The sequence below is a fragment of the Xylanibacter muris genome (assembly GCF_013166605.1).
Taxonomy (GTDB): Bacteria; Bacteroidota; Bacteroidia; order Bacteroidales; family Bacteroidaceae; genus Prevotella; species Prevotella muris.
In genome coordinates this window covers 61,104-80,227 of the sequence record NZ_JABKKF010000012.1, presented here as the reverse complement: position 1 = coordinate 80,227, position 19,124 = coordinate 61,104, and the positions used below count along the sequence as shown (strand labels likewise).

Sequence of the window (19,124 nt, the reverse complement as noted above, 5' to 3'; positions counted from 1 at the left end):
GTATACTGTTAATACCCAACTTTCATGCAGAAATTCACTGCATAAAGCGGCACATTAATCATCCAACCCTGATTGGAATAAGGCAACATTGAAAGACGCATACCTTTCAGATTCGGGTACTTCCCAATATATGTCTTCAAGGATTTTGACTTCACATTCTCTTCTGCTTTCACTTCAAGAGGCATTATCTCTGCACCGTTTTGTATCAGAAAATCTATCTCTACACGCGAATCATTAGAACTGTAATAATATATGGGAAGAGACGAAGGAACAATCTGGCTATAAACAAACTGTTCGGTAAACGCACCTTTATATTCACGGAAAATGTTCTCTCCTATAATCACGCTTTCCGCAGGAGCATCAACCATTGCTCCCATTAATCCTACATCAAGAGAAAAAAGTTTAAAAACAGAAAGCTCTTCATAAAACTTCAACGGTAGAACTGGAGTAGTAGCCCTATGAACGCGATAAACCAAACCGGCATCTATCAGCCATTGTATTGCCATCTCAAACTCTGAAGCACGCGCACCTTTTTTTACCGCACCATAAATAAACTTTTTATTCTCTTTTGCCAACTGTGAAGGAATTGAATCCCAAACCATATTGATACGAGGAACTTCTGATGATGGAGCATGTTTTAAGAAATCACGGCGATAATCAAATAACAGCTGTTTCTGAATATCACGTACTGCCTGAAGATTGCCTGAATCAGAATATTCCTTGACCGCAGCAGGCATTCCCCCTACAAAATAATACTGGCGCAAACAATCTATCAGTTTCACAGAAAGAGAATCAATAACAGGATAATCACCGGAACGCAACAACTCAACCAACGGTTCCTCTCCTATTGCATAAAGAAACTCATCGAATGTCATGGGATACATACGTATCATATCCACTTTACCCACAGGAAAAGAGATATTGTCATGCAGCGATACTCCCAAAAGCGAACCGGCCACGGCAATATGGTATTCAGGTGCATTCTCGCAGAAATATTTCAAGGAATTCAATATCACAGGATTTTCCTGTACCTCATCCAAAACAATAAGCGTATCCTCAGGCACTATATGGATATGAAGCAATGCCGATAAAGAACGGACTATACGGGATATATCATAATCTTGCTCAAATATTTTATCCACAAGTATATTCCTGTCACAATTCACATAAGCCACATTTTTATAATTTTCCATTCCAAACTTTTGTAGAATGTATGTCTTACCTACCTGGCGGGCACCATTCAGTATAAGTGGTTTACGATTAGGAGAGTTTTTCCATTCTATCAGGTTTTTCAATACGTTCCTTTTCATTGCTTGCATTTTTTTGCACGAATACTAAGTGCAAATATACATTTTTCTGCACGAATACCAGCACAACAACAACACTTTTTTGCACGAATATTTATATACACCATACATTTTTCCGCACAAACAAGTGATTTATCCGCATGCCTTCTATTTCAATTTCCTGCCGTCGCTGAAGGCATTGCCCACCTTCCGGCCCAACTGTATGTATGAATTATGGACAGGATCAAACGTTATGAGGTTCATACGCTCAACATCCGGCTTACCGTCTTCAGCCAAGAAAGCTTCATCGCATAAGACGGATATTATCTCAGCAATGATAAAGTATCCGGTTTCCGACTCGTCTATCTTCTGCTTGATGCGGCATTCGAGCGTCATCGGAAAATCCGTGAATACGGGTGCGTTCACATTTTCCGATTTTACAACCGTCCATCCGGTTTTCTCCATCTTATCGGGTGTGTTTCTCGCACTCACAATCCCCACGTAGTCAGAAGCCACAAGGGTGTCTGCCGTTGCAAACGCCACTGTGAACTCGCAGTTTATATCCAAATTCTCAGTTGTGGCATGGTTGCCCATTGAAATCATTATCTCGTGCATGTCCCACTGTCCGCCCCATGCCGCATTCATTGCATTAGGACGGCCCTCTTTGTCGTAAGTACCTAAAATCAGTACAGGCTGAGGCAACAGCCACGCCTTTGGTCCGAAACTTTTCATCAGTTTTCCCTTTTTATTATATTCAACAAAATTCATGCCGTAACCGGATTAGCCACAGACTGCCCGATACATCATACGCTTTATGTCATACTTGAAATAACATGCACCAATCAGCATCCAGAACCGTCAATGCTGCATGAAGAGCCGTCGGATCCTGAACGCGGTTTCAGTCCTGCCTCTTCCGGTCTGAAAGTCACAGTGCCGTCTTCAAGCACAAAACACGGAATGCCTATTGTTCCCAAGCGTTTCATTACATCAAACTGCGGTTCGCGGTCGCGGAGCTTAAGAAAAGCCTTAAGGTTTCTTACATGCTCTCCAATATCAATAAGTTCATATTGGCTGTTTCCCCTTACCTGTTCATAAATATATGTGCAATCCTTGCACGTATTCATTACATAAATCTTTACCATAACAATTTATTATTGTTTTAAACTTCGTTTTGAATAAACGCATCGCCTCAGCATAATCAAAATAAATCTTACTTCAGTATACGACTTGCAGTTTATTTTATGCTATTCCCAACAATTCTATCTCAAACACCAGCACCGAGCCTCCGGGTATTCCCGGCTGTGAAACCTTTCCATATCCCATTTCGGCCGGAATGTATACCTCCCACTTGTCGCCCACGCACATCTCTTGAATTGCCACAATCCATCCATCTATAAGCCCGTCCAGGCGAAATGCAGCCGGAGCGCCTCCTCTACTGCTGTCGAACTGCCTCAACAGTGCATCTCCTGCAAGTTCATCTGCGGTCTTGCCGGCTACAGACAGCGATGGAGAAGACAACTCACCGGCACATACCGTCCATCCGGTATAATGCACCGTGACAATGCTCCGCGGTGCCGGATGTCTGCCATTGTCACATCCCTCTGCCAGCACCTTATAGAATATGCCTCCTGACAAAGCCCTGACGCCCTCCTCCAGGGATTTCTTTTCCAGCCAGTGTTTATTGACCTGAATATATTCTCTTTTATTCATAAACGTCCGTATTTACCTTTATCATAATAGAAATACCGGCTGTTTCCTTACACTGAAATTCTCTGCCAGCACCGGCGCGAACGGTGACTGCAACACACGTGCTCCCTGCGGGCATCCTTTCACGCAAGCACAACATTTTATGCAGCGTACCGCATCTGTATTCTCCTCAACTCCAACCTCTATCGCCTCTACAGGACACAATGCCACACACTTGCCGCAATGCACACACGATGCCACATCAGTTACAGGTATTAATTTGCGCGGTTTTTCGGTCTGTTGCTGCCGGTATTCTTGTACAAATACCATGAAATTGGCAAGCGATGCCGCATCTGCCGGACGGTCATGCAATGCAGAAGCGTCAACTGCCGTAAAATCTCCTCTACCGACCTTCTCTCCTGCCGCCACGCCAAACTTATATGCAATGTCAATGTCTTCCCTGTCCGGACGGCCCACGGCAATAGGAGTTGTCTCCGTGCTGTATGAATGCTCACCTACAAACGCTGCTACGGCAACAGGCACAAAGCCATGGCTCACAGCAAAGTTTTCCATGTCCGACAATGACTTTTCAAAAGCCCTGTTTCCATATACGGCAATAAGAACGGCAGGCGTGCCGTCCGCTCTCAGCATGTCCATACGCGCTGCGGCAATCTTCGGCAGACGACCACCGTACACCGGTGCTGCAATGACCACGACATCATCCTTACCGAATGTAATGAAAGGTATCTGATGGTGAGTCGCGTCAAGCACCTCTATATTCGAACCGTCAGAATCGCTTATGCCCAAAGCAACAGCCTCTGCCACTTTGGCCGATGTGCCCGTAGGTGAAAAACACACTATCTTTATTTTTCTTTTCATCCGTATTTTGTAATAAGTATTATAAAATTATACATCAGACACATCGCAAAGCGATGTCCCTACACAGTGTAAGATATGATATGCCACATTGCTCATCTGGCTTATCGAAGATGTCCATCTAATATCATTTCTGTACAAACGTGTTAAGAGAATGCGGTTTCAAAACTGCGCTCAGGTATTTCTTTCCTACCTTTACCGTCATCTTCCTTTCTTCATCATTGAAATTACCTGCCATCACAAGATACTTGTTCTCCGGTGTAAGCAATACCAATACCGGCACATTTGCCTCACCGGCCCCGACATGTGCCACCACCTTGTCACCCTTTTCCACATAATGGCTGTAATGTTTCACAGCATAATATTCATGTGTATATTTAAACGTGGATGACGCGGCATCAACGCGTATCAAAGCATTTTGCTTCCATCCCCATGTACTCATTCCGTCACCGGCAAGCACAGCATTCCAAAAAGTATAGTCCTCACATCCGTTTCCAAGATAATGGCTGATCCGTTCAAAGGTGTGCTCGGCAGCCTTCCAGTCAAACGAACCCCATCCGCATTCACCTTCAGTCTGCACATACTTGTATCCAGGATAATTCTCGCGCAGACGCTGCAGAATCTGTCCGCCTTCCCATTGCAGGCCTATGCCCTTCACGGCATCCGCCATACGGCCGTCAGTCAACACCTTGTCTATCACATCATAACGGTTGGTGTTTATCGTGCCGAAATAAACATCCACGCCCGGGTGTTCCTTCTTCATGAGCGGAGCAAGATATTCGACATTAAACCTCACAATGCCTTCAGGCGTCCATGCGCATCCGGGATACGGAGTATAGCTCCAGGCCTCGTTCTGATACATCACTGCCCCGATGTCTATTCCCTGTTCCGCGTATGCTGATATAAATCGGCTGAAGTATCGGGCGTATGTGGCCAGATAGCGGTCATCCATAATAAAATAGTCGGTGAGCGACAGTTTCGGAGGAAATATTCCCTTGGGAGCCTTATAGTCGTCACGGTTGCCGTCCGGTCCCTCAAACAGGATATAGTCCTTGCGCACATCCATTGTATTATGCTCACTGCTGCGCACCGGATAATCTCCGTTTATTTTCATCCAGCTTGGAGGCGACCACGGTGATGCCCAAAACGTAAGGTCCGGATTGTAGCTTTGCGCCTTATGTATATATGGTATAAGAGTTGTCTTGTCTCTGTCTATATTAAAATACTTCAATCCGAAATCTCCCGCCACCTCGTCACAACTATACCACCCACGGGCGTAATCATTCGCATTCATAGGAATGCGCCCCATAGTAAACCTGAGGTCACCGGATGGAGAGAAAAGATTTCTCATTATCTCTTCACGCCCGGCCTCAGGCAGCATGTTTATCGCATCCCATCCCAACTCGTTGAAACACGTCCCCCAACGGTTGAATGTGACAACGGGCTCTCCAGGCACAACAACATCATGCTCCGCGACTTTCGCCACCGCACTTATCCTGCCTGTCCGCCACTCTTTATCCTTACTGCTCTGCACCCAGGTAAAAGTCTGTGCTTCAATAAACAAAGGAATCAAAAATCCGATTTGAAATACAAATAATAATCTCTTTACATCCATATATATACTTCTTATTGGTTAAGATGACATTACCAAAACAAAAGTACAACATTTTCCACATAAAACAAAGACAATACCGCATAAAAACATCAACAAAAGAATAAGTTCAGTATAGTATACATCGTACACATCGCAAAGCGATGTCCCTACATGGAGCAGGATTCGGCAGAAACACCTGATTTCATCCTGTCTCATGACACATCCTCAGAGTATCTTTCTATCAGAAATATCTGTTATTTACTTTTCTATATGTTTCAAAAAACATTGTTATTTGATTTTACACTGCAAATATTTGATATTTTCATTTTTATTTATCAAAATAAATAACTACCTTTGTACACAAACCGATATAAAAAATAACACATGGAAAGAAAGAAAATCGTTACTGCCGCAATGGTCATGCTCTTGGGAGTATCGGCCATGGCTGCTGAAAAAGACAACCGTACGCAGAATTTTCCTCTCGAAAACATACAGCTTCTTGACGGGAAATTCAAACACGCATGCGACCTCAACATCACCGTATTGCTGAAATATGATACGGACAGACTTTTAGCGCCATTCCTTAAAACCGCCGGACTGCCGGCCAAAGGAGAAAGCTTCGAAAACTGGATAGGACTCGACGGACATGTCGGAGGCCACTATCTAAGCGCACTGGCACTAGCATACTCAGCCACAGGAAACGAAGAGTGCAAGAGAAGAATGGACTATATGGTGGACGAGCTTAAAAAAGCTCAGGATAAAAACGGTGACGGATATGTAGGAGGCGTGCCATACTCTGTCTGGAATTCGCTCGCCAAAGGCGACATCAGAACATTCGGCAAGGCATGGGTGCCATGGTATAACGTTCACAAGGTTTTTGCAGGACTACACGACGCATACGTATACGGACATAATGAGAAAGCAAGGGAAATGTTCATAAAACTGTGCGACTGGGGAATAAACATCACGAGTACGCTTGATGACACACAAATGGAGAGAATGCTCGACATTGAATTCGGCGGCATGAACGAATCGTTTGCCGATGCCTATAAGCTCACAGGCGAGAAAAAATATCTCGAAGCGGCCAAACGTTTCAGCCACAAGATGCTTTTCGACAGCATGAAACAGAGGAAAGACAATCTTGACAACAAACATGCAAACACTCAGGTGCCCAAGGCTGTGGGATATCAGCGCGTGGCCGAACTGACCGGAGACGCGGATTTTGCCACTGCGGCACGATTTTTCTGGCAGACAGTTGTCGACAACCGCTCACTGGCCTTTGGAGGCAACAGCCGCAGAGAGCACTTCCCCACAGCCAAGGCATGCACGGAATATACCGAAGACCGTGAGGGACCTGAATCATGCAATACATACAACATGCTGAAACTGACAGAAGGGTTGTTCCGAATGAGTCCCGATGCGGTATATGCAGACTTCTATGAGCGCGCAATGTTCAACCACATACTTTCCACCCAGAATCCGGAACACGGAGGATATGTTTACTTCACCCCTGCCCGTCCACGGCACTACCGCGTTTATTCACAACCCAACCAAGCCATGTGGTGTTGCGTGGGAACAGGAATGGAGAACCACAGCAAGTATGGCGAGTTTATATATACCCATACAAGTGGTGTGAAGAAGGCCGACGACAAGCTGTACGTAAATCTGTTTGTGGCGTCAAAGCTTGACTGGAAGGAACACGGCCTGCAACTCACCCAGGAAACATCATTCCCATACTCTGAATCCACACGTCTTACGATGAGTATGAAGAAAGCGTCAAAATTCACCATCATGCTCCGTCATCCGGGATGGATTGCAAAGGGAGACTACAAGGTGACTGTCAACGGAGAACCTGTAGACGTATCGGCATCCGAGCCGTCGTCATACCTGCCGGTAAGCCGCAAATGGAAAAATGGTGACGTGGTTGAAATATCACTGCCTAAGAGAATAACAGTGGAAAAAATGCCAAATGTGCCTGATTTCGTGGCAGTGATGTGCGGTCCGATACTTCTCGGGGCTGAGACCGGAACCGCAAACCTCTACGGTTTGCTTGCCGATGAAGGACGATGGGCACACATCGCACACGGTCCTCTCGAACCCATATCATCGGCGCCTCATATCATCGGCACAACAGATGAAATAAAGAACAAGCTTGCAAACATGCGTCCCGTAAACGGACAACCTATGCATTTCACATGCCCGGAACTGTTCAGCCAGAAAGAGTTCGCAAACATTGTATTCAAGCCTTTCGCTGAAATACACGACTGCCGATATATGATATATTGGCCGACAATGACTGCAGATGAATACAACACCGTCATCGCAGAGCAGCAAAGACAGGAGGCGGAAATGCTTCAGCTCGACAAACTCACGATGGATAAGGTGAAACCGGGAGAACAACAACCTGAGGTCGACCATGCCATGCAGTCGGAAAACTCTAAAAAGAGCTATTGGAAAGACAGAAGTGTACGCGATGCATCCAACGGAGGATATTTCAGCTATAACCTCATCACCGGAGGCGAAACTTCGCTGACACTGCGCGTGACATACTGGGGCGATGAGCCGGCCGGCCGCAGTTTCGGAATATACGTTGACGACAAACTGCTTGCCAACGAGAATCTGTCCGGCAAATGGAATAAAAAAGCATTCATGGACGAATGTTACGACATACCTGCAGATATGCTGAAAGGAAAAAGTTCCGTCAGGATAAAATTCCAGTCCGAACAGAACACCACCGCCGGAGGCGTATATTTCATAAGACTGGTAAAAAAGCAATAGGTATCCGACCTGAAGTTCCAATAAGTTTAAATCCCCTGCAGAATATATTTTCTGCGGGGGATTTCTATATATAAATCAGAAAAGACCGAAAGCATCCACCTCTTTCTGCAACAGGTCAAGAAAACGGGACGCATGGGCACCGTCCATCTGAGTATGGTGAAACTGAAAAGATACGGTAAGAGTTGTCCTCAACCACTTTCTGCGATATCTGCCCCATATCATGAAAGGATTGTTGAAGATGCCGCTGTACATACCCACCGCACCGTCGATGTCATACTGCGCCAATGCGGAAGTGCCGATGACCATACTGCCGTACGACAGGTCGTGGCTCTCACACGACTCTGCAACCTGACGGGTAAGGCGCAGATAGTCGGAATTAAAAGCATGCAGGTCTTCCGAGAAAGGGATATCGCAGGAACACACTTCCCCTTCCCTATTCGCTACAATGGTATTGACTGCAATATTGTCATACTGAATAAGCCTGTCACCGACGGGAAGCGTGTAGAACTCCTTTACGTGGCTTGCCGCCTTCCCGATACACCAGCACATCAGCATATTGAACTTCAATTTACGCCAACGGCCAAACAATACAAGACGGGACACATCAAGCGTCTTGAAAAACGTTACCATGGGCATGGGGGCCTTCATCCACATTTCATAAGCGTATGAACGCGACGTCTCACGGGGATTCACTTCTTTTATCATAGTCTTTTTGCTGCAAAATTATGTTGAAACTTTATGCAAATGTACAAAGATTAAATAATATACAATGAAATAAAGTCCGTAAGGGATATAATAAAAGGGACATTCCTGCATATTTTAATCCCAAACTGTATATATGCTATTTTTCATGCTGTGATACCAGTGGTCTCCAATACGCGGATGTCAGGATACTCCCATACTTTCAAATCGCTTTCGGCATATCCGAAATAAACAATATATTAAGGCGAAACTATAAAAACAATACGGCTATAATGAATCCGACATAAGTATTCACACAATATATGTAATAAAAATTCACAACCCGTTTTTATTTCGTAATTTCCATTTTTACAAAACACGTAACAGATTGATATACAACATATTAACCATCACCAAAAAGTATGCCAAAAATGAATGGCCTGTTCATGCTTGATGAATAGGCCATTCACGGCCGATGAACATGCTATTCATTGAGCATGAACAGGCCATTCATCGGAAGAGAATTTTACATCTATCAAAAATGTAAATAGATTTCAATTTTTTACATCGGACGTGTTTTTTTGATCAATTAACGATGCCGCGTCTAAAAAATCCTGAAGAAGATATCCTTTATTTGTCTATTGACAAAACGGAGTAAGATACTTTACAAGCAGGTAGCCGCCTCCGACAAGCCATATATAAAGAAAACCTGCAAGGACGAATGGCTTTGCACCGGCCTGACGGAACTTGTCTATGCTCGTGTCGGTGCCTAATGCCGTCATGGCCATGGTCAGCATAAAGGTGTCTATATACTCTATAGCTCCATTAAGAGGTATGTCTTTCACACTTTCCACCCCAAAGACATACTGAAGCAATGAGTTCAGACATATCACTCCTATAAATCCGAATGCAAACCAAGGAATGGCAATACCGCGTTTTCCGGATACCGCTTCCTGAACACCACGCTTACGGCGGGCAATGGCAAAACTCATAATCACAAGCACAGGAGCCAGCATCATTACACGTATCATCTTTGTTATTGTGGCCGTGCCGGCTATGCCAAGTTCATCTGTAGGATCCATGGCGTTTCCCGCACCTGCCACATGTGCCACTTCATGAAGTGTGCTTCCGGTATACACGGCCACTTCCATATCGCTCAACCCTCCGAGCAAGCCTGCACGATACATGATTGGATACAGAAACATTGACAAGGTACCGAATATGACTACCGTTGAAACGGCTATCGCTGTCTTATGCCCCTCACATTTCACGACAGGCTCTGCACCAAGCACAGCCGCCGCACCGCAGATTGAGCTTCCTGTGGCTGTCATAAGAGCAGTATCACCGTCCATCTTCAACAGTTTTCCAAGCCATACGCCGAGAAATATCGTACCGGCCACGATTATAAAGTCGATGACCACGGCAGGCACACCCACAGCAGCCACCTCTGTAAGGGTCAGCCTGAATCCGTAAAGCACTATACCGGCACGCAACACCTGTTTCGTACAGAACTTTATACCTGGCACCCATGTTTCCGGCAAACGGTTGCGAAGACTGTTGGCATAGAGCATTCCCAGCAATATTCCGACAATCAGAGGACTGAACGACAGGCTTCTGACAAACGGAATCTCAGACAGATAGAATGCAGCAAACGAAAAAAGGGCAATCAACAATATGCCATGCATTGTATTGCCCCTGTTACCTTTATCAAACATAATCCGTTTTTTATCCTTACAGACTTAAAAACATCACCGCCTGTTCTCTTCAAAATCTACGGACCAGAAATCCACCATCTTTATATCAAATACAAGTGTGCTGTATCCCGGTATGACCGGAGAACTTCCCGCTGCGCCATATCCAAGCTGATATGGAATATATACGAGCCAATGGTCTCCACGCCGCATATTCTGTATGGCTGTCGAGAAGCCGTTGACGACATTTGCCACTGCCATCTTCGACGGGATGGCAATATCTTCGTCGAAAGGTTCGGTATAGGAAATGTCAAACACGTATCCGTCCCTATACGAAAGCGAAGGCAGCAGACATCCCTTATAGTGGACAGTGACAGTATCGAGATAGAGCGGCATTTCCGTCTCTGTGGCAGGAGCGGCCTGCAACACCTTGACAAGAATATAATCCGTGTCGACACCGGCCACACTGTCTGACTTGTTCCATGTCTTTATACGTTTCCATTCCGTTTCAAGAGGATTTGCGGCAATGACAGACTTCACAGAGTCGCTCAGGCTATAAAAGAAACCTTCGTTCACCGTTTGCCAATTGGCAAACTCGTCCACCGTATTGTCTTCCTCACTGCATGATACCATTCCCAAAGCAGAGAACAGTATCATGGTAAGGAATAATATTTTTTTTCTGATCATCATTCAATGAAGTTTACGGAGTTTTTTCTCCAATACTTTATTTCTGCAGCTTCTTAAGAAGGCTTGCAATGCTCACCTTGTCTTCTATGATATTGTTAAGCTCGCTGATGCTTACACGCTCCTGTTCCATGGTATCGCGGAAACGCAGCGTCACGGTATTGTCTTTCAGTGAATCATAGTCAACGGTCACACAGTATGGCGTACCTATCGCATCCTGACGACGGTAGCGCTTACCTATTGTATCCTTCTCATCGTACTGGCAGTTGAAATGGAACTTCAGGCTGTCGATAATCTCGCGTGCCTTCTCCGGCAGTCCGTCTTTCTTCACCAAAGGCATCACCGCAAGCTTAACAGGCGCAAGGGCTGCGGGCAACCTGAGCACAGTACGTGTCTCACCGTTTTCAAGCTTCTCTTCCTCGTATGAATGACACATGATGGAAAGGAACATACGGTCGACACCTATTGATGTCTCTATCACATAAGGAGTATAGCTCTCGTTTGTCTGCGGGTCGAAGTATTTTATCGAGCGGCCTGAGAATTTCTCATGCTGGCTGAGATCAAAATTTGTACGGCTGTGGATGCCCTCCACTTCCTTGAATCCGAAGGGCATGCGGAATTCGATGTCCGTGGCGGCATTGGCATAATGAGCCAGCTTGTCATGATCGTGGAAACGGTAGTTCTCCTCACCGAATCCAAGAGCCTGGTGCCATGCCATTCGCGTAGCCTTCCACTTGGGGAACCAGTCAAGCTCCGTTCCCGGCTTTACAAAAAACTGCATCTCCATCTGTTCAAACTCACGCATACGGAAAATAAACTGACGGGCTACAATCTCATTGCGGAATGCCTTTCCTATCTGAGCAATACCGAACGGCACTTTCATACGTCCCGTCTTCTGGACATTCAGATAGTTTACGAAAATTCCCTGTGCCGTCTCCGGACGCAGGTATATCTTGCTTGAGCTGTCGGCAGACGCTCCCATCTCGGTAGAGAACATAAGGTTGAACTGACGCACGTCGGTCCAGTTCTTTGTTCCGGAAATGGGGTCGACAATCTCTTCGTCTATTATTATCTGCTTGAGGGCATCAAGATCCGGCCCCTGCATAGCATCGGCATAGCGTGTATGAAGCGCGTCGCGCTTTTGCTTGATCTCCAGTACACGCGGACTTGTAGCCATATACTGTGCCTCGTCAAATGATTCACCGAAACGCTTTCGGGCCTTAGCCACTTCCTTTTCAATCTTCTCATCATACTTTGCCATCTGGTCTTCGATGAGAACGTCAGCACGGTAGCGTTTTTTCGAGTCGCGGTTGTCTATCAACGGGTCGTTGAACGCGTCTACATGACCGCTGGCCTTCCATATCGTAGGATGCATGAAGATGGCAGAGTCTATTCCGACGATATTCTCGTGCAGCAATACCATGCTCTTCCACCAATACTCCTTAATGTTGTTTTTCAGCTCCACACCGTTCTGTCCGTAATCATAAACGGCTCCCAACCCATCATAGATATCGCTGCTGGGGAATACGAAACCATATTCCTTACAATGGGACACTATCTTCTTGAAAACATCTTCCTGTGCCATTTTTTTATTTTATTTTGTTTATGTTTTTATTCTTTATTAACTACTAATAAGGCGCAAAGTTAGTTCTTTTTTAGCTATTTCCTTTCCATTAATTCGTTAAATGTTATGAAACATCCGTCTGTTGGCAAAAAAAATAGTAATTTTGAAGCTGAAAAATAAACCACCTATGAGCGACGAGACAAGAGACAACGAACCTAAAGACGAAATAATAAGAGACAACGAAACAAACGACAACGAAGACGGAATTGTATCAGAAATCGATATTCCCGAAACACATTCCGACTATGTTCCCGACAGATTTGACGCTTCCGCCGTACATCACCTGAGCGGCATGTATCAAAACTGGTTTCTGGATTACGCGTCATACGTAATCCTGGAACGTGCCGTACCCAATATCGAGGACGGACTTAAGCCTGTACAAAGAAGAATCCTGCATTCCATGAAGCGCATGGACGACGGCAGATACAACAAGGTGGCAAACATCGTGGGACACACTATGCAGTTTCATCCCCACGGTGACGCCTCAATAGGCGATGCACTTGTACAGCTCGGACAAAAAGACCTGCTTGTGGATACACAGGGAAACTGGGGAAACATTCTCACGGGCGACCGTGCAGCAGCACCGCGATACATAGAAGCAAGACTTTCAAAGTTTGCCCTCGACACAGTTTTCAATCCTAAAACCACAGAGTGGCAGCTGAGCTACGACGGCAGAAACAAGGAGCCGGTTTCTCTACCGGTAAAGTTCCCGTTGCTGCTTGCACAGGGCGCAGAGGGCATTGCAGTGGGACTGTCATCGAAAATTCTTCCGCACAATTTCACCGAACTGTGTGACGCCGCTGTCAGCTACCTGCACGGGCAGGAGTTCCACCTCTATCCCGATTTTCCTACCGGAGGAAGCATAGATGTGAGCAAATACAACGACGGACAACGCGGCGGTACGCTCAAAGTAAGGGCAAAGATTGAAAAACAGGACAACAAGACACTCGTCATCAGGGAGATACCTTACGGTAAAACCACATCCACACTCATCGAGTCAATCCTCAAGGCGATCGAGAAAGGAAAGATAAAGGCAAGAAAAGTGGACGACAACACGGCAGCAAATGTTGAGATACAAGTGCATCTTGCTCCCGGCATATCGTCAGACAAGACCCTTGACGCGCTGTATGCCTTCTCCGACTGCGAGGTTAACATATCGGCGAACTGCTGCGTGATTGAAAACAACAAACCTAAGTTCCTTACTGTAAGCGAAGTACTGAAACATTCCGTTGAGAACACAAAAGAGCTTATACGCAAAGAACTTGAGATACGCAAGGGAGAACTGATGGAGCAACTTCATTTCTGCTCGCTTGAAAAGATATTCATAGAGGAACGCATATACAAGGACAAGAAGTTCGAACAGGCACCGGATACCGATACCGTATGCGCGCATATCGACGACAGACTCACGCCATACTACCCGCAGATGGTGCGCGAAGTCACGAAAGAAGACATACTGAAGCTTCTCGAAATAAAGATGCAGCGCATATTGAAATTTAATAAAGACAAGGCTGACGAGCTTATGGCGCGCATAAAGGAGGAAATCGAACGCATAGACCGCGACCTCAGCAACCTTGTGGAAGTAACGGCAAACTGGTTCACATTCCTCAAAGACAAATACGGCAAGGACCATCCGAGACTGACCGAGATACGCAATTTCGACACCATCGAGAGCACTACGGTGGTGGAAGCCAACGAGAAACTGTACATCAACCGTCACGAAGGCTTCATAGGCACATCGCTGAAGAAGGACGAGTATGTGTGCAACTGTTCGGACATCGACGACATTATCATATTCTACAAGGACGGAAAGTTTAAGGTAATACGCGTGGCCGACAAGATATTCGTAGGAAAAAACATCCTGCACATAAACGTATTCAAGAAAAACGACAGACGCACTACATACAACGCTGTATACCGCGACGGCAAACAGGGAGCCTATTATATAAAGAGGTTCAATGTGACGGCCATAACCCGAAACCGCGAGTATGACCTCACAATGGGTACCCCCGGCTCTAAAGTGGTCTATTTTACCGCCAATCCAAACGGTGAGGCTGAGATTATAAAGATTACCCTCGACCCCGTCGACAAGATAAAGCGCATGAACATATTCATGGAAAAGGATTTCTCGAAAATCCTCATTAAGGGACGCGCCAGCAAGGGTAATCTCCTGTCGAAGAAAACCATAAACCGCATAGGACTGAAAAGCCACGGCCACTCAACGCTCGGAGGCAGAAAGGTATGGTTCGACCCTGATGTAAACCGCCTCAATTATGACGACCACGGAACACTGCTCGGCGAGTTCTACGATGAGGATACGATTCTCGTCATACTGAAGAACGGAGAATACTACCAAACCGACTTCAACGTGAACAACCACTATGAAGACAATATCAGCCGAATAGAGAAATTCGATGCCGGCAAGGTATGGACAGCTGTGCTCTTCGATGCAGACAACGACGGATATCCATATATAAAGAGATTCCTCATGGAACCTTCGAAGCGTCATCAGAGTTTCATAGGCGAAAACCCTGCCAGCCGCCTGATATTCCTCACCGACCAATTCTATCCGCGCGCAAAAGTGACCTTCGGAGGAGCGGACGCCACACGTCCTCCATTGGAAATAGACATCGAACAGTTCATAGCCGTAAAGGGCTTCAAGGCAAAAGGCAAGCGCATCACCACATGGAATGTGGAAAGCATAGAGGAGCTTGAACCGGTAAGATGGCCGGAAACCTCAGGAGAAGAAGAAACGGAAGACGGCAACGATGAGAAGAATCCGCAGACACAGGACCTCGACCCGGACGCGGGAAAATCCGAACGCCAGATAATAGACGAGATAACAGGACAGTTAAGCCTGTTTGACGATAATGACACAAATACGTAAAAGATACGTGAGAACCGCATTACGCAAAACGGCAACGACACTGGCCGCAGCATTATGCACAGTGGCCGGAGCACAGCATTGCCGCACACACGATATTCCTGAGCTTTCCCATTGCGAAAGCTCAGGAAAAATAATAACCACATCATACTCCATTGGTATCGGGACCACAGAAATCCTCGACACCTATTTGTCGCAGGAACATTTCAGCGGCACGGGAATAACTTTCCTTGCCACGTCAGACAGAATCAGACCCGGACGGAAATGGTCGACAACAGTACAGCATCAGGCCAACCTCTCCGCCACACACGACCGTGCAGACAACTTCGATGAGTTGGAAGGCTCATACAACTTCTTCTGGGGACGCATGCGCAACTGGTATCTGTGCGACAGCCACCTGAGGCTGCAAGCCGGAGCAACGGGAAACACCGGCATTGGATTCATATACAACATCAGCGGAGGAAACAATCCCGCACAGGCAAGATTCCATATAGACGTTAGACCGGCAGCGTCCGCCGCCTACAGGTTCGACATAGGCCGGTGCCGCATAACGGCCGGATACAGTTTCGACATGGCTTTGGCCGGACTGATGTTCAGCCCGAACTACGGACAGTCCTATTACGAGATATTCTCACGGGGAGACTACGACCGCAACATTGTTCCGACAACAGCGGTGAGCATGCCTTACTTCCGGCAGCAGCTGACCGTAGACATAAACGTAGGCAGAAAGCTAAGTCTGAGGGCCGGATATCTCGGTGACTATCAACAGTCGCACGTGAACAGCCTGAAACAGCACATCTATTCACACCGCTTTATGATAGGATTCATAAAACGCTTCAGAATAACAGGATACCGCCCATGAAAGCCACCTTTTACATTATGTCGCTAATAAGGAACACCATCGTCACATTGACCATAATGATGATTTTCCCGGTCTGCATCACATCATGCATCGAGGAGGAGGAGTTTGATAACAGCCCACACGGGAACTTCGATGCCCTATGGAAAATCATCGACGAGCATTACTGTTTCTTCGAATACAAACATCAAGCATACGGGCTTGACTGGAATGAGGTATATAATAAATATAAGGTGCGGGTGAGCAATGACATGACTTCCGACCAACTGTTTGAGGTAATGGCCGACATGCTCGCCGAACTCCGCGACGGACATGTCAACCTGTCGCGCTCGGCCGACTTCGCACGCTATTGGAAATGGCATGAGAATTATCCGGCCAACTTCAGCGACACCCTTCAGCGCATATATCTCGGAACCGACTATAAGATTGCAGCGGGAATGAAATACAAGATTCTCGACGACAATATAGGATACATATATTACGGAAGCTTTGCAAGCGGGGTCGGAGAAGGCAACATCGATGAGGTTTTGAACAGGCTGATGCTCTGCCGCGGCATCATCATCGACATACGCAACAACTCCGGAGGCTTGCTCACATACGCGGAGAGACTTGCCGCAAGATTTGCACAAGAATCCACACTTGTGGGATATATAAGCCACAAGACGGGCAAGGGGCACGACTGCTTCTCGAAACCGGAGGAGCAACGGCTCTATCCTTCATCTAACATAAGATGGCACAAAAACGCATGCGTACTCACCAACCGCCACGTATACAGCGCGGCAAACGAGTTTGTAAAGTATATGAAATGCTTCGCCAACGTCAGAATTGTAGGAGACAATACCGGAGGCGGAGCCGGATTGCCGTTCAACAGTTCGCTGCCCAACGGATGGGCAGTACGTTTCTCGGCATGCCCAATGTATGACAACAAAGGCAATTCCACCGAGTTCGGCATCGCCCCACATCATAAGGTGGACATCACCGACAGCGATTTCAGGAAAGGAAAAGATACTATAATCGAATACGCAAGGAAACTGTTGAAAGAAAAATAGTTTGACATTACTCATCCGGCTCAACGAAAACGTTCATATTTATGCACCTTTTCTCGCCATGGCAATATTCAAGCAAGCTTGGCATTGCTCATCTGGTTTAACGAAAACGTTCATATTATCGCATTCATCCTCCATGTAGGGACGTGCCTTTGGCACGTGTCAGACAGGAACATCCCTCCAACAAATAAACTCTGTTTGTAGTATACATCGAACACATCGCAAAGCGATGTCCCTACATTGTGGATGAACATTTTCATCTGCATATACACCTGATGCTTCCACATACTCTTCCTTTATCTCCCCCTTTAGGGGAGTCAGAGTGGCATCTTCCCTTTCTTTTTGGGAACCGGAGGGATTCCTTCCACGAGTAGGGACATCGCTTTGCGATGTGTCAGACGTGTTTAATGAATAGGGATATGGAGGCGTTCACGCATGACACATGCCAAAGGCATGTCCCTACACAGTGTAAGATATGCCATGCCACATTGTTCATCCGGCATGACAAAAACATTGGATTTATTGCATGATTATTGATGACGCTCACGGTACTCTGTCGGTGTCATACCCGAAAAGGCTTTGAAAGTTTTATTAAAATGAGAACAGTCATCATAACCTACCTGCATAGCAACATTCTTTATCGGATTATCTGTCGTTACGAGAAGCAACTCTGCCCTTTCCATCTTCTGCTTGATGATGTACGTTTTCGGTGTCTTGCCTGTCTTACTTCTGAACATACGTATGAAATGGTCTTTCGACATGCATGCCATATCAGCCAAAATATCAAGACTTATAGCCTGATTAAGATTCTTACGTATATAGGCCAGAGATTGGCGTATCCGGCAATCCTGAATTTCTATCTTTGGCCTGGCATATTTCATAAACCGTGACAACAGCACGAAAACGATGCCACGGGATTCCATCTTATCACAGAACGGCCTGCGGATATTCATTTCAATATTATTTACAAGCATGGCATTATTGTCATAGACTTTCGGATTTGACGCCGGTAACTTCAGAAAAGGATTAATATACAAAAGCCGCTTCATAAGCTCTATATCGTAAGATGCAGCATTCACCTCTACAGGATAATCCCATTCATCGATGATACTCACCCCGCCATCACATTTTTCATATATATGAAGATAATAATGAGAAAAAGAGGAATTACATAAATAACTATGGGTAATGAACGGAGGAATAAAATACAGATGACCGGGGGTGAGATCGTGAATTCCATCCGGAAGATGTATCTGCGCAGAACCACCGACAACAAGATACAGACGGGCGAACGGGCTTTGCACATTTTTCCAGTTCCAGTCGCTGTCGTGACGGGCAAAGCCTACGTTTAATGTAAATAGATGCAGTTCGTCAATAGGGAAATTCATTTTCTTTAATAAGGTAAGTTTTATACAAAAATACGGTTTAAAATTGA

At 45.9% G+C, this 19,124-nt stretch carries 15 protein-coding genes; 4 read left to right on the top strand and 11 right to left on the bottom strand.

What is annotated here, in order from left to right; genetic code table 11:
* Positions 1-8: 8 nt before the first annotated feature.
* From HPS56_RS11305 to HPS56_RS11280, 6 genes are all read right to left on the bottom strand, one after another.
* A complete protein-coding gene (locus tag HPS56_RS11305) occupies positions 9-1,310 on the bottom strand; it encodes an ATP-binding protein (protein WP_172276601.1) in 1,302 nt (433 codons plus the stop codon).
* 144 nt (positions 1,311-1,454) lie between these two features.
* Entirely contained in the window at positions 1,455-2,018 is a 564-nt protein-coding gene (locus HPS56_RS11300; RefSeq protein ID WP_172276598.1) for a flavin reductase family protein, read from the bottom strand.
* Positions 2,019-2,128: 110 nt separating this feature from the next.
* Positions 2,129-2,428 carry a glutaredoxin-related protein gene (locus HPS56_RS11295; RefSeq protein ID WP_172276596.1) on the bottom strand — a complete coding sequence of 100 codons (300 nt, stop codon included), beginning with the start codon at positions 2,426-2,428 and terminating at the stop codon, positions 2,129-2,131.
* A gap of 97 nt (positions 2,429-2,525) precedes the next feature.
* Entirely contained in the window at positions 2,526-2,996 is a 471-nt protein-coding gene (locus HPS56_RS11290) for an FKBP-type peptidyl-prolyl cis-trans isomerase (protein WP_172276593.1), read from the bottom strand.
* A gap of 21 nt (positions 2,997-3,017) precedes the next feature.
* Positions 3,018-3,851 carry a 4Fe-4S binding protein gene (locus HPS56_RS11285; protein ID WP_172276590.1) on the bottom strand — a complete coding sequence of 278 codons (834 nt, stop codon included), beginning with the start codon at positions 3,849-3,851 and terminating at the stop codon, positions 3,018-3,020.
* A 124-nt stretch (positions 3,852-3,975) separates the two neighbouring features.
* Positions 3,976-5,463 carry a glycoside hydrolase family 30 protein gene (locus tag HPS56_RS11280; protein ID WP_172276588.1) on the bottom strand — a complete coding sequence of 496 codons (1,488 nt, stop codon included), beginning with the start codon at positions 5,461-5,463 and terminating at the stop codon, positions 3,976-3,978.
* A gap of 363 nt (positions 5,464-5,826) precedes the next feature.
* Between HPS56_RS11280 and HPS56_RS11275 the strand changes: the two genes are divergently transcribed.
* Positions 5,827-8,220: a glycoside hydrolase family 127 protein gene (locus HPS56_RS11275; RefSeq protein ID WP_172276586.1), complete on the top strand. Its 2,394-nt coding sequence runs from the start codon at positions 5,827-5,829 to the stop codon at positions 8,218-8,220.
* A 75-nt stretch (positions 8,221-8,295) separates the two neighbouring features.
* Here HPS56_RS11275 and HPS56_RS11270 read toward each other — a convergent pair whose 3' ends face one another.
* The 4 genes from HPS56_RS11270 to HPS56_RS11255 form a co-directional block, all read right to left on the bottom strand.
* Complete coding sequence (locus tag HPS56_RS11270; RefSeq protein ID WP_172276647.1) at positions 8,296-8,922, bottom strand: CatA-like O-acetyltransferase, family 2; 627 nt, start codon at positions 8,920-8,922, stop codon at positions 8,296-8,298.
* Positions 8,923-9,539: 617 nt separating this feature from the next.
* Entirely contained in the window at positions 9,540-10,616 is a 1,077-nt protein-coding gene (locus HPS56_RS11265) for a YeiH family protein (RefSeq protein WP_172276583.1), read from the bottom strand.
* Between the two features lie 33 nt (positions 10,617-10,649).
* Complete coding sequence (gene bamJ / locus HPS56_RS11260; protein WP_253952455.1) at positions 10,650-11,282, bottom strand: BamJ family beta-barrel-assembly machinery protein; 633 nt, start codon at positions 11,280-11,282, stop codon at positions 10,650-10,652.
* A 34-nt stretch (positions 11,283-11,316) separates the two neighbouring features.
* Positions 11,317-12,861 carry a glycine--tRNA ligase gene (locus HPS56_RS11255; protein WP_172276581.1) on the bottom strand — a complete coding sequence of 515 codons (1,545 nt, stop codon included), beginning with the start codon at positions 12,859-12,861 and terminating at the stop codon, positions 11,317-11,319.
* A gap of 166 nt (positions 12,862-13,027) precedes the next feature.
* Between HPS56_RS11255 and HPS56_RS11250 the strand changes: the two genes are divergently transcribed.
* From HPS56_RS11250 to HPS56_RS11240, 3 genes are read left to right on the top strand one after another with little or no spacing between them, the layout of a single operon-like run.
* Positions 13,028-15,787 (top strand): DNA gyrase/topoisomerase IV subunit A, encoded by a 2,760-nt coding sequence (locus tag HPS56_RS11250; protein ID WP_172276578.1) that lies wholly within the window; start codon positions 13,028-13,030, stop codon positions 15,785-15,787.
* On the top strand, positions 15,771-16,646 hold the full coding sequence (locus HPS56_RS11245) for a DUF3316 domain-containing protein (protein ID WP_172276575.1): 876 nt from the start codon (positions 15,771-15,773) through the stop codon (positions 16,644-16,646). Before HPS56_RS11250 ends, HPS56_RS11245 begins: the two co-directional genes overlap by 17 nt.
* 17 nt (positions 16,647-16,663) lie before the next feature.
* Positions 16,664-17,692 carry a S41 family peptidase gene (locus HPS56_RS11240; protein ID WP_253952454.1) on the top strand — a complete coding sequence of 343 codons (1,029 nt, stop codon included), beginning with the start codon at positions 16,664-16,666 and terminating at the stop codon, positions 17,690-17,692.
* Positions 17,693-18,219: 527 nt separating this feature from the next.
* Here the strand turns inward: HPS56_RS11240 and HPS56_RS11235 are convergent.
* A complete protein-coding gene (locus tag HPS56_RS11235) occupies positions 18,220-19,077 on the bottom strand; it encodes an AraC family transcriptional regulator (RefSeq protein ID WP_172276571.1) in 858 nt (285 codons plus the stop codon).
* Between the last annotated feature and the right edge of the window lie 47 nt (positions 19,078-19,124).

Coding starts and splice junctions, on each gene's coding strand:
- HPS56_RS11305 (WP_172276601.1), bottom strand. CDS start 1,310: ATGAAAAGGAACGTATTGAAAAACCTGATAGAATGGAAAAACTCTCCT.
- HPS56_RS11300 (WP_172276598.1), bottom strand. CDS start 2,018: ATGAAAAGTTTCGGACCAAAGGCGTGGCTGTTGCCTCAGCCTGTACTG.
- HPS56_RS11295 (WP_172276596.1), bottom strand. CDS start 2,428: ATGGTAAAGATTTATGTAATGAATACGTGCAAGGATTGCACATATATT.
- HPS56_RS11290 (WP_172276593.1), bottom strand. CDS start 2,996: ATGAATAAAAGAGAATATATTCAGGTCAATAAACACTGGCTGGAAAAG.
- HPS56_RS11285 (WP_172276590.1), bottom strand. CDS start 3,851: ATGAAAAGAAAAATAAAGATAGTGTGTTTTTCACCTACGGGCACATCG.
- HPS56_RS11280 (WP_172276588.1), bottom strand. CDS start 5,463: ATGGATGTAAAGAGATTATTATTTGTATTTCAAATCGGATTTTTGATT.
- HPS56_RS11275 (WP_172276586.1), top strand. CDS start 5,827: ATGGAAAGAAAGAAAATCGTTACTGCCGCAATGGTCATGCTCTTGGGA.
- HPS56_RS11265 (WP_172276583.1), bottom strand. CDS start 10,616: ATGTTTGATAAAGGTAACAGGGGCAATACAATGCATGGCATATTGTTG.
- bamJ (WP_253952455.1), bottom strand. CDS start 11,282: ATGATGATCAGAAAAAAAATATTATTCCTTACCATGATACTGTTCTCT.
- HPS56_RS11255 (WP_172276581.1), bottom strand. CDS start 12,861: ATGGCACAGGAAGATGTTTTCAAGAAGATAGTGTCCCATTGTAAGGAA.
- HPS56_RS11250 (WP_172276578.1), top strand. CDS start 13,028: ATGAGCGACGAGACAAGAGACAACGAACCTAAAGACGAAATAATAAGA.
- HPS56_RS11245 (WP_172276575.1), top strand. CDS start 15,771: ATGACACAAATACGTAAAAGATACGTGAGAACCGCATTACGCAAAACG.
- HPS56_RS11240 (WP_253952454.1), top strand. CDS start 16,664: ATGTCGCTAATAAGGAACACCATCGTCACATTGACCATAATGATGATT.
- HPS56_RS11235 (WP_172276571.1), bottom strand. CDS start 19,077: ATGAATTTCCCTATTGACGAACTGCATCTATTTACATTAAACGTAGGC.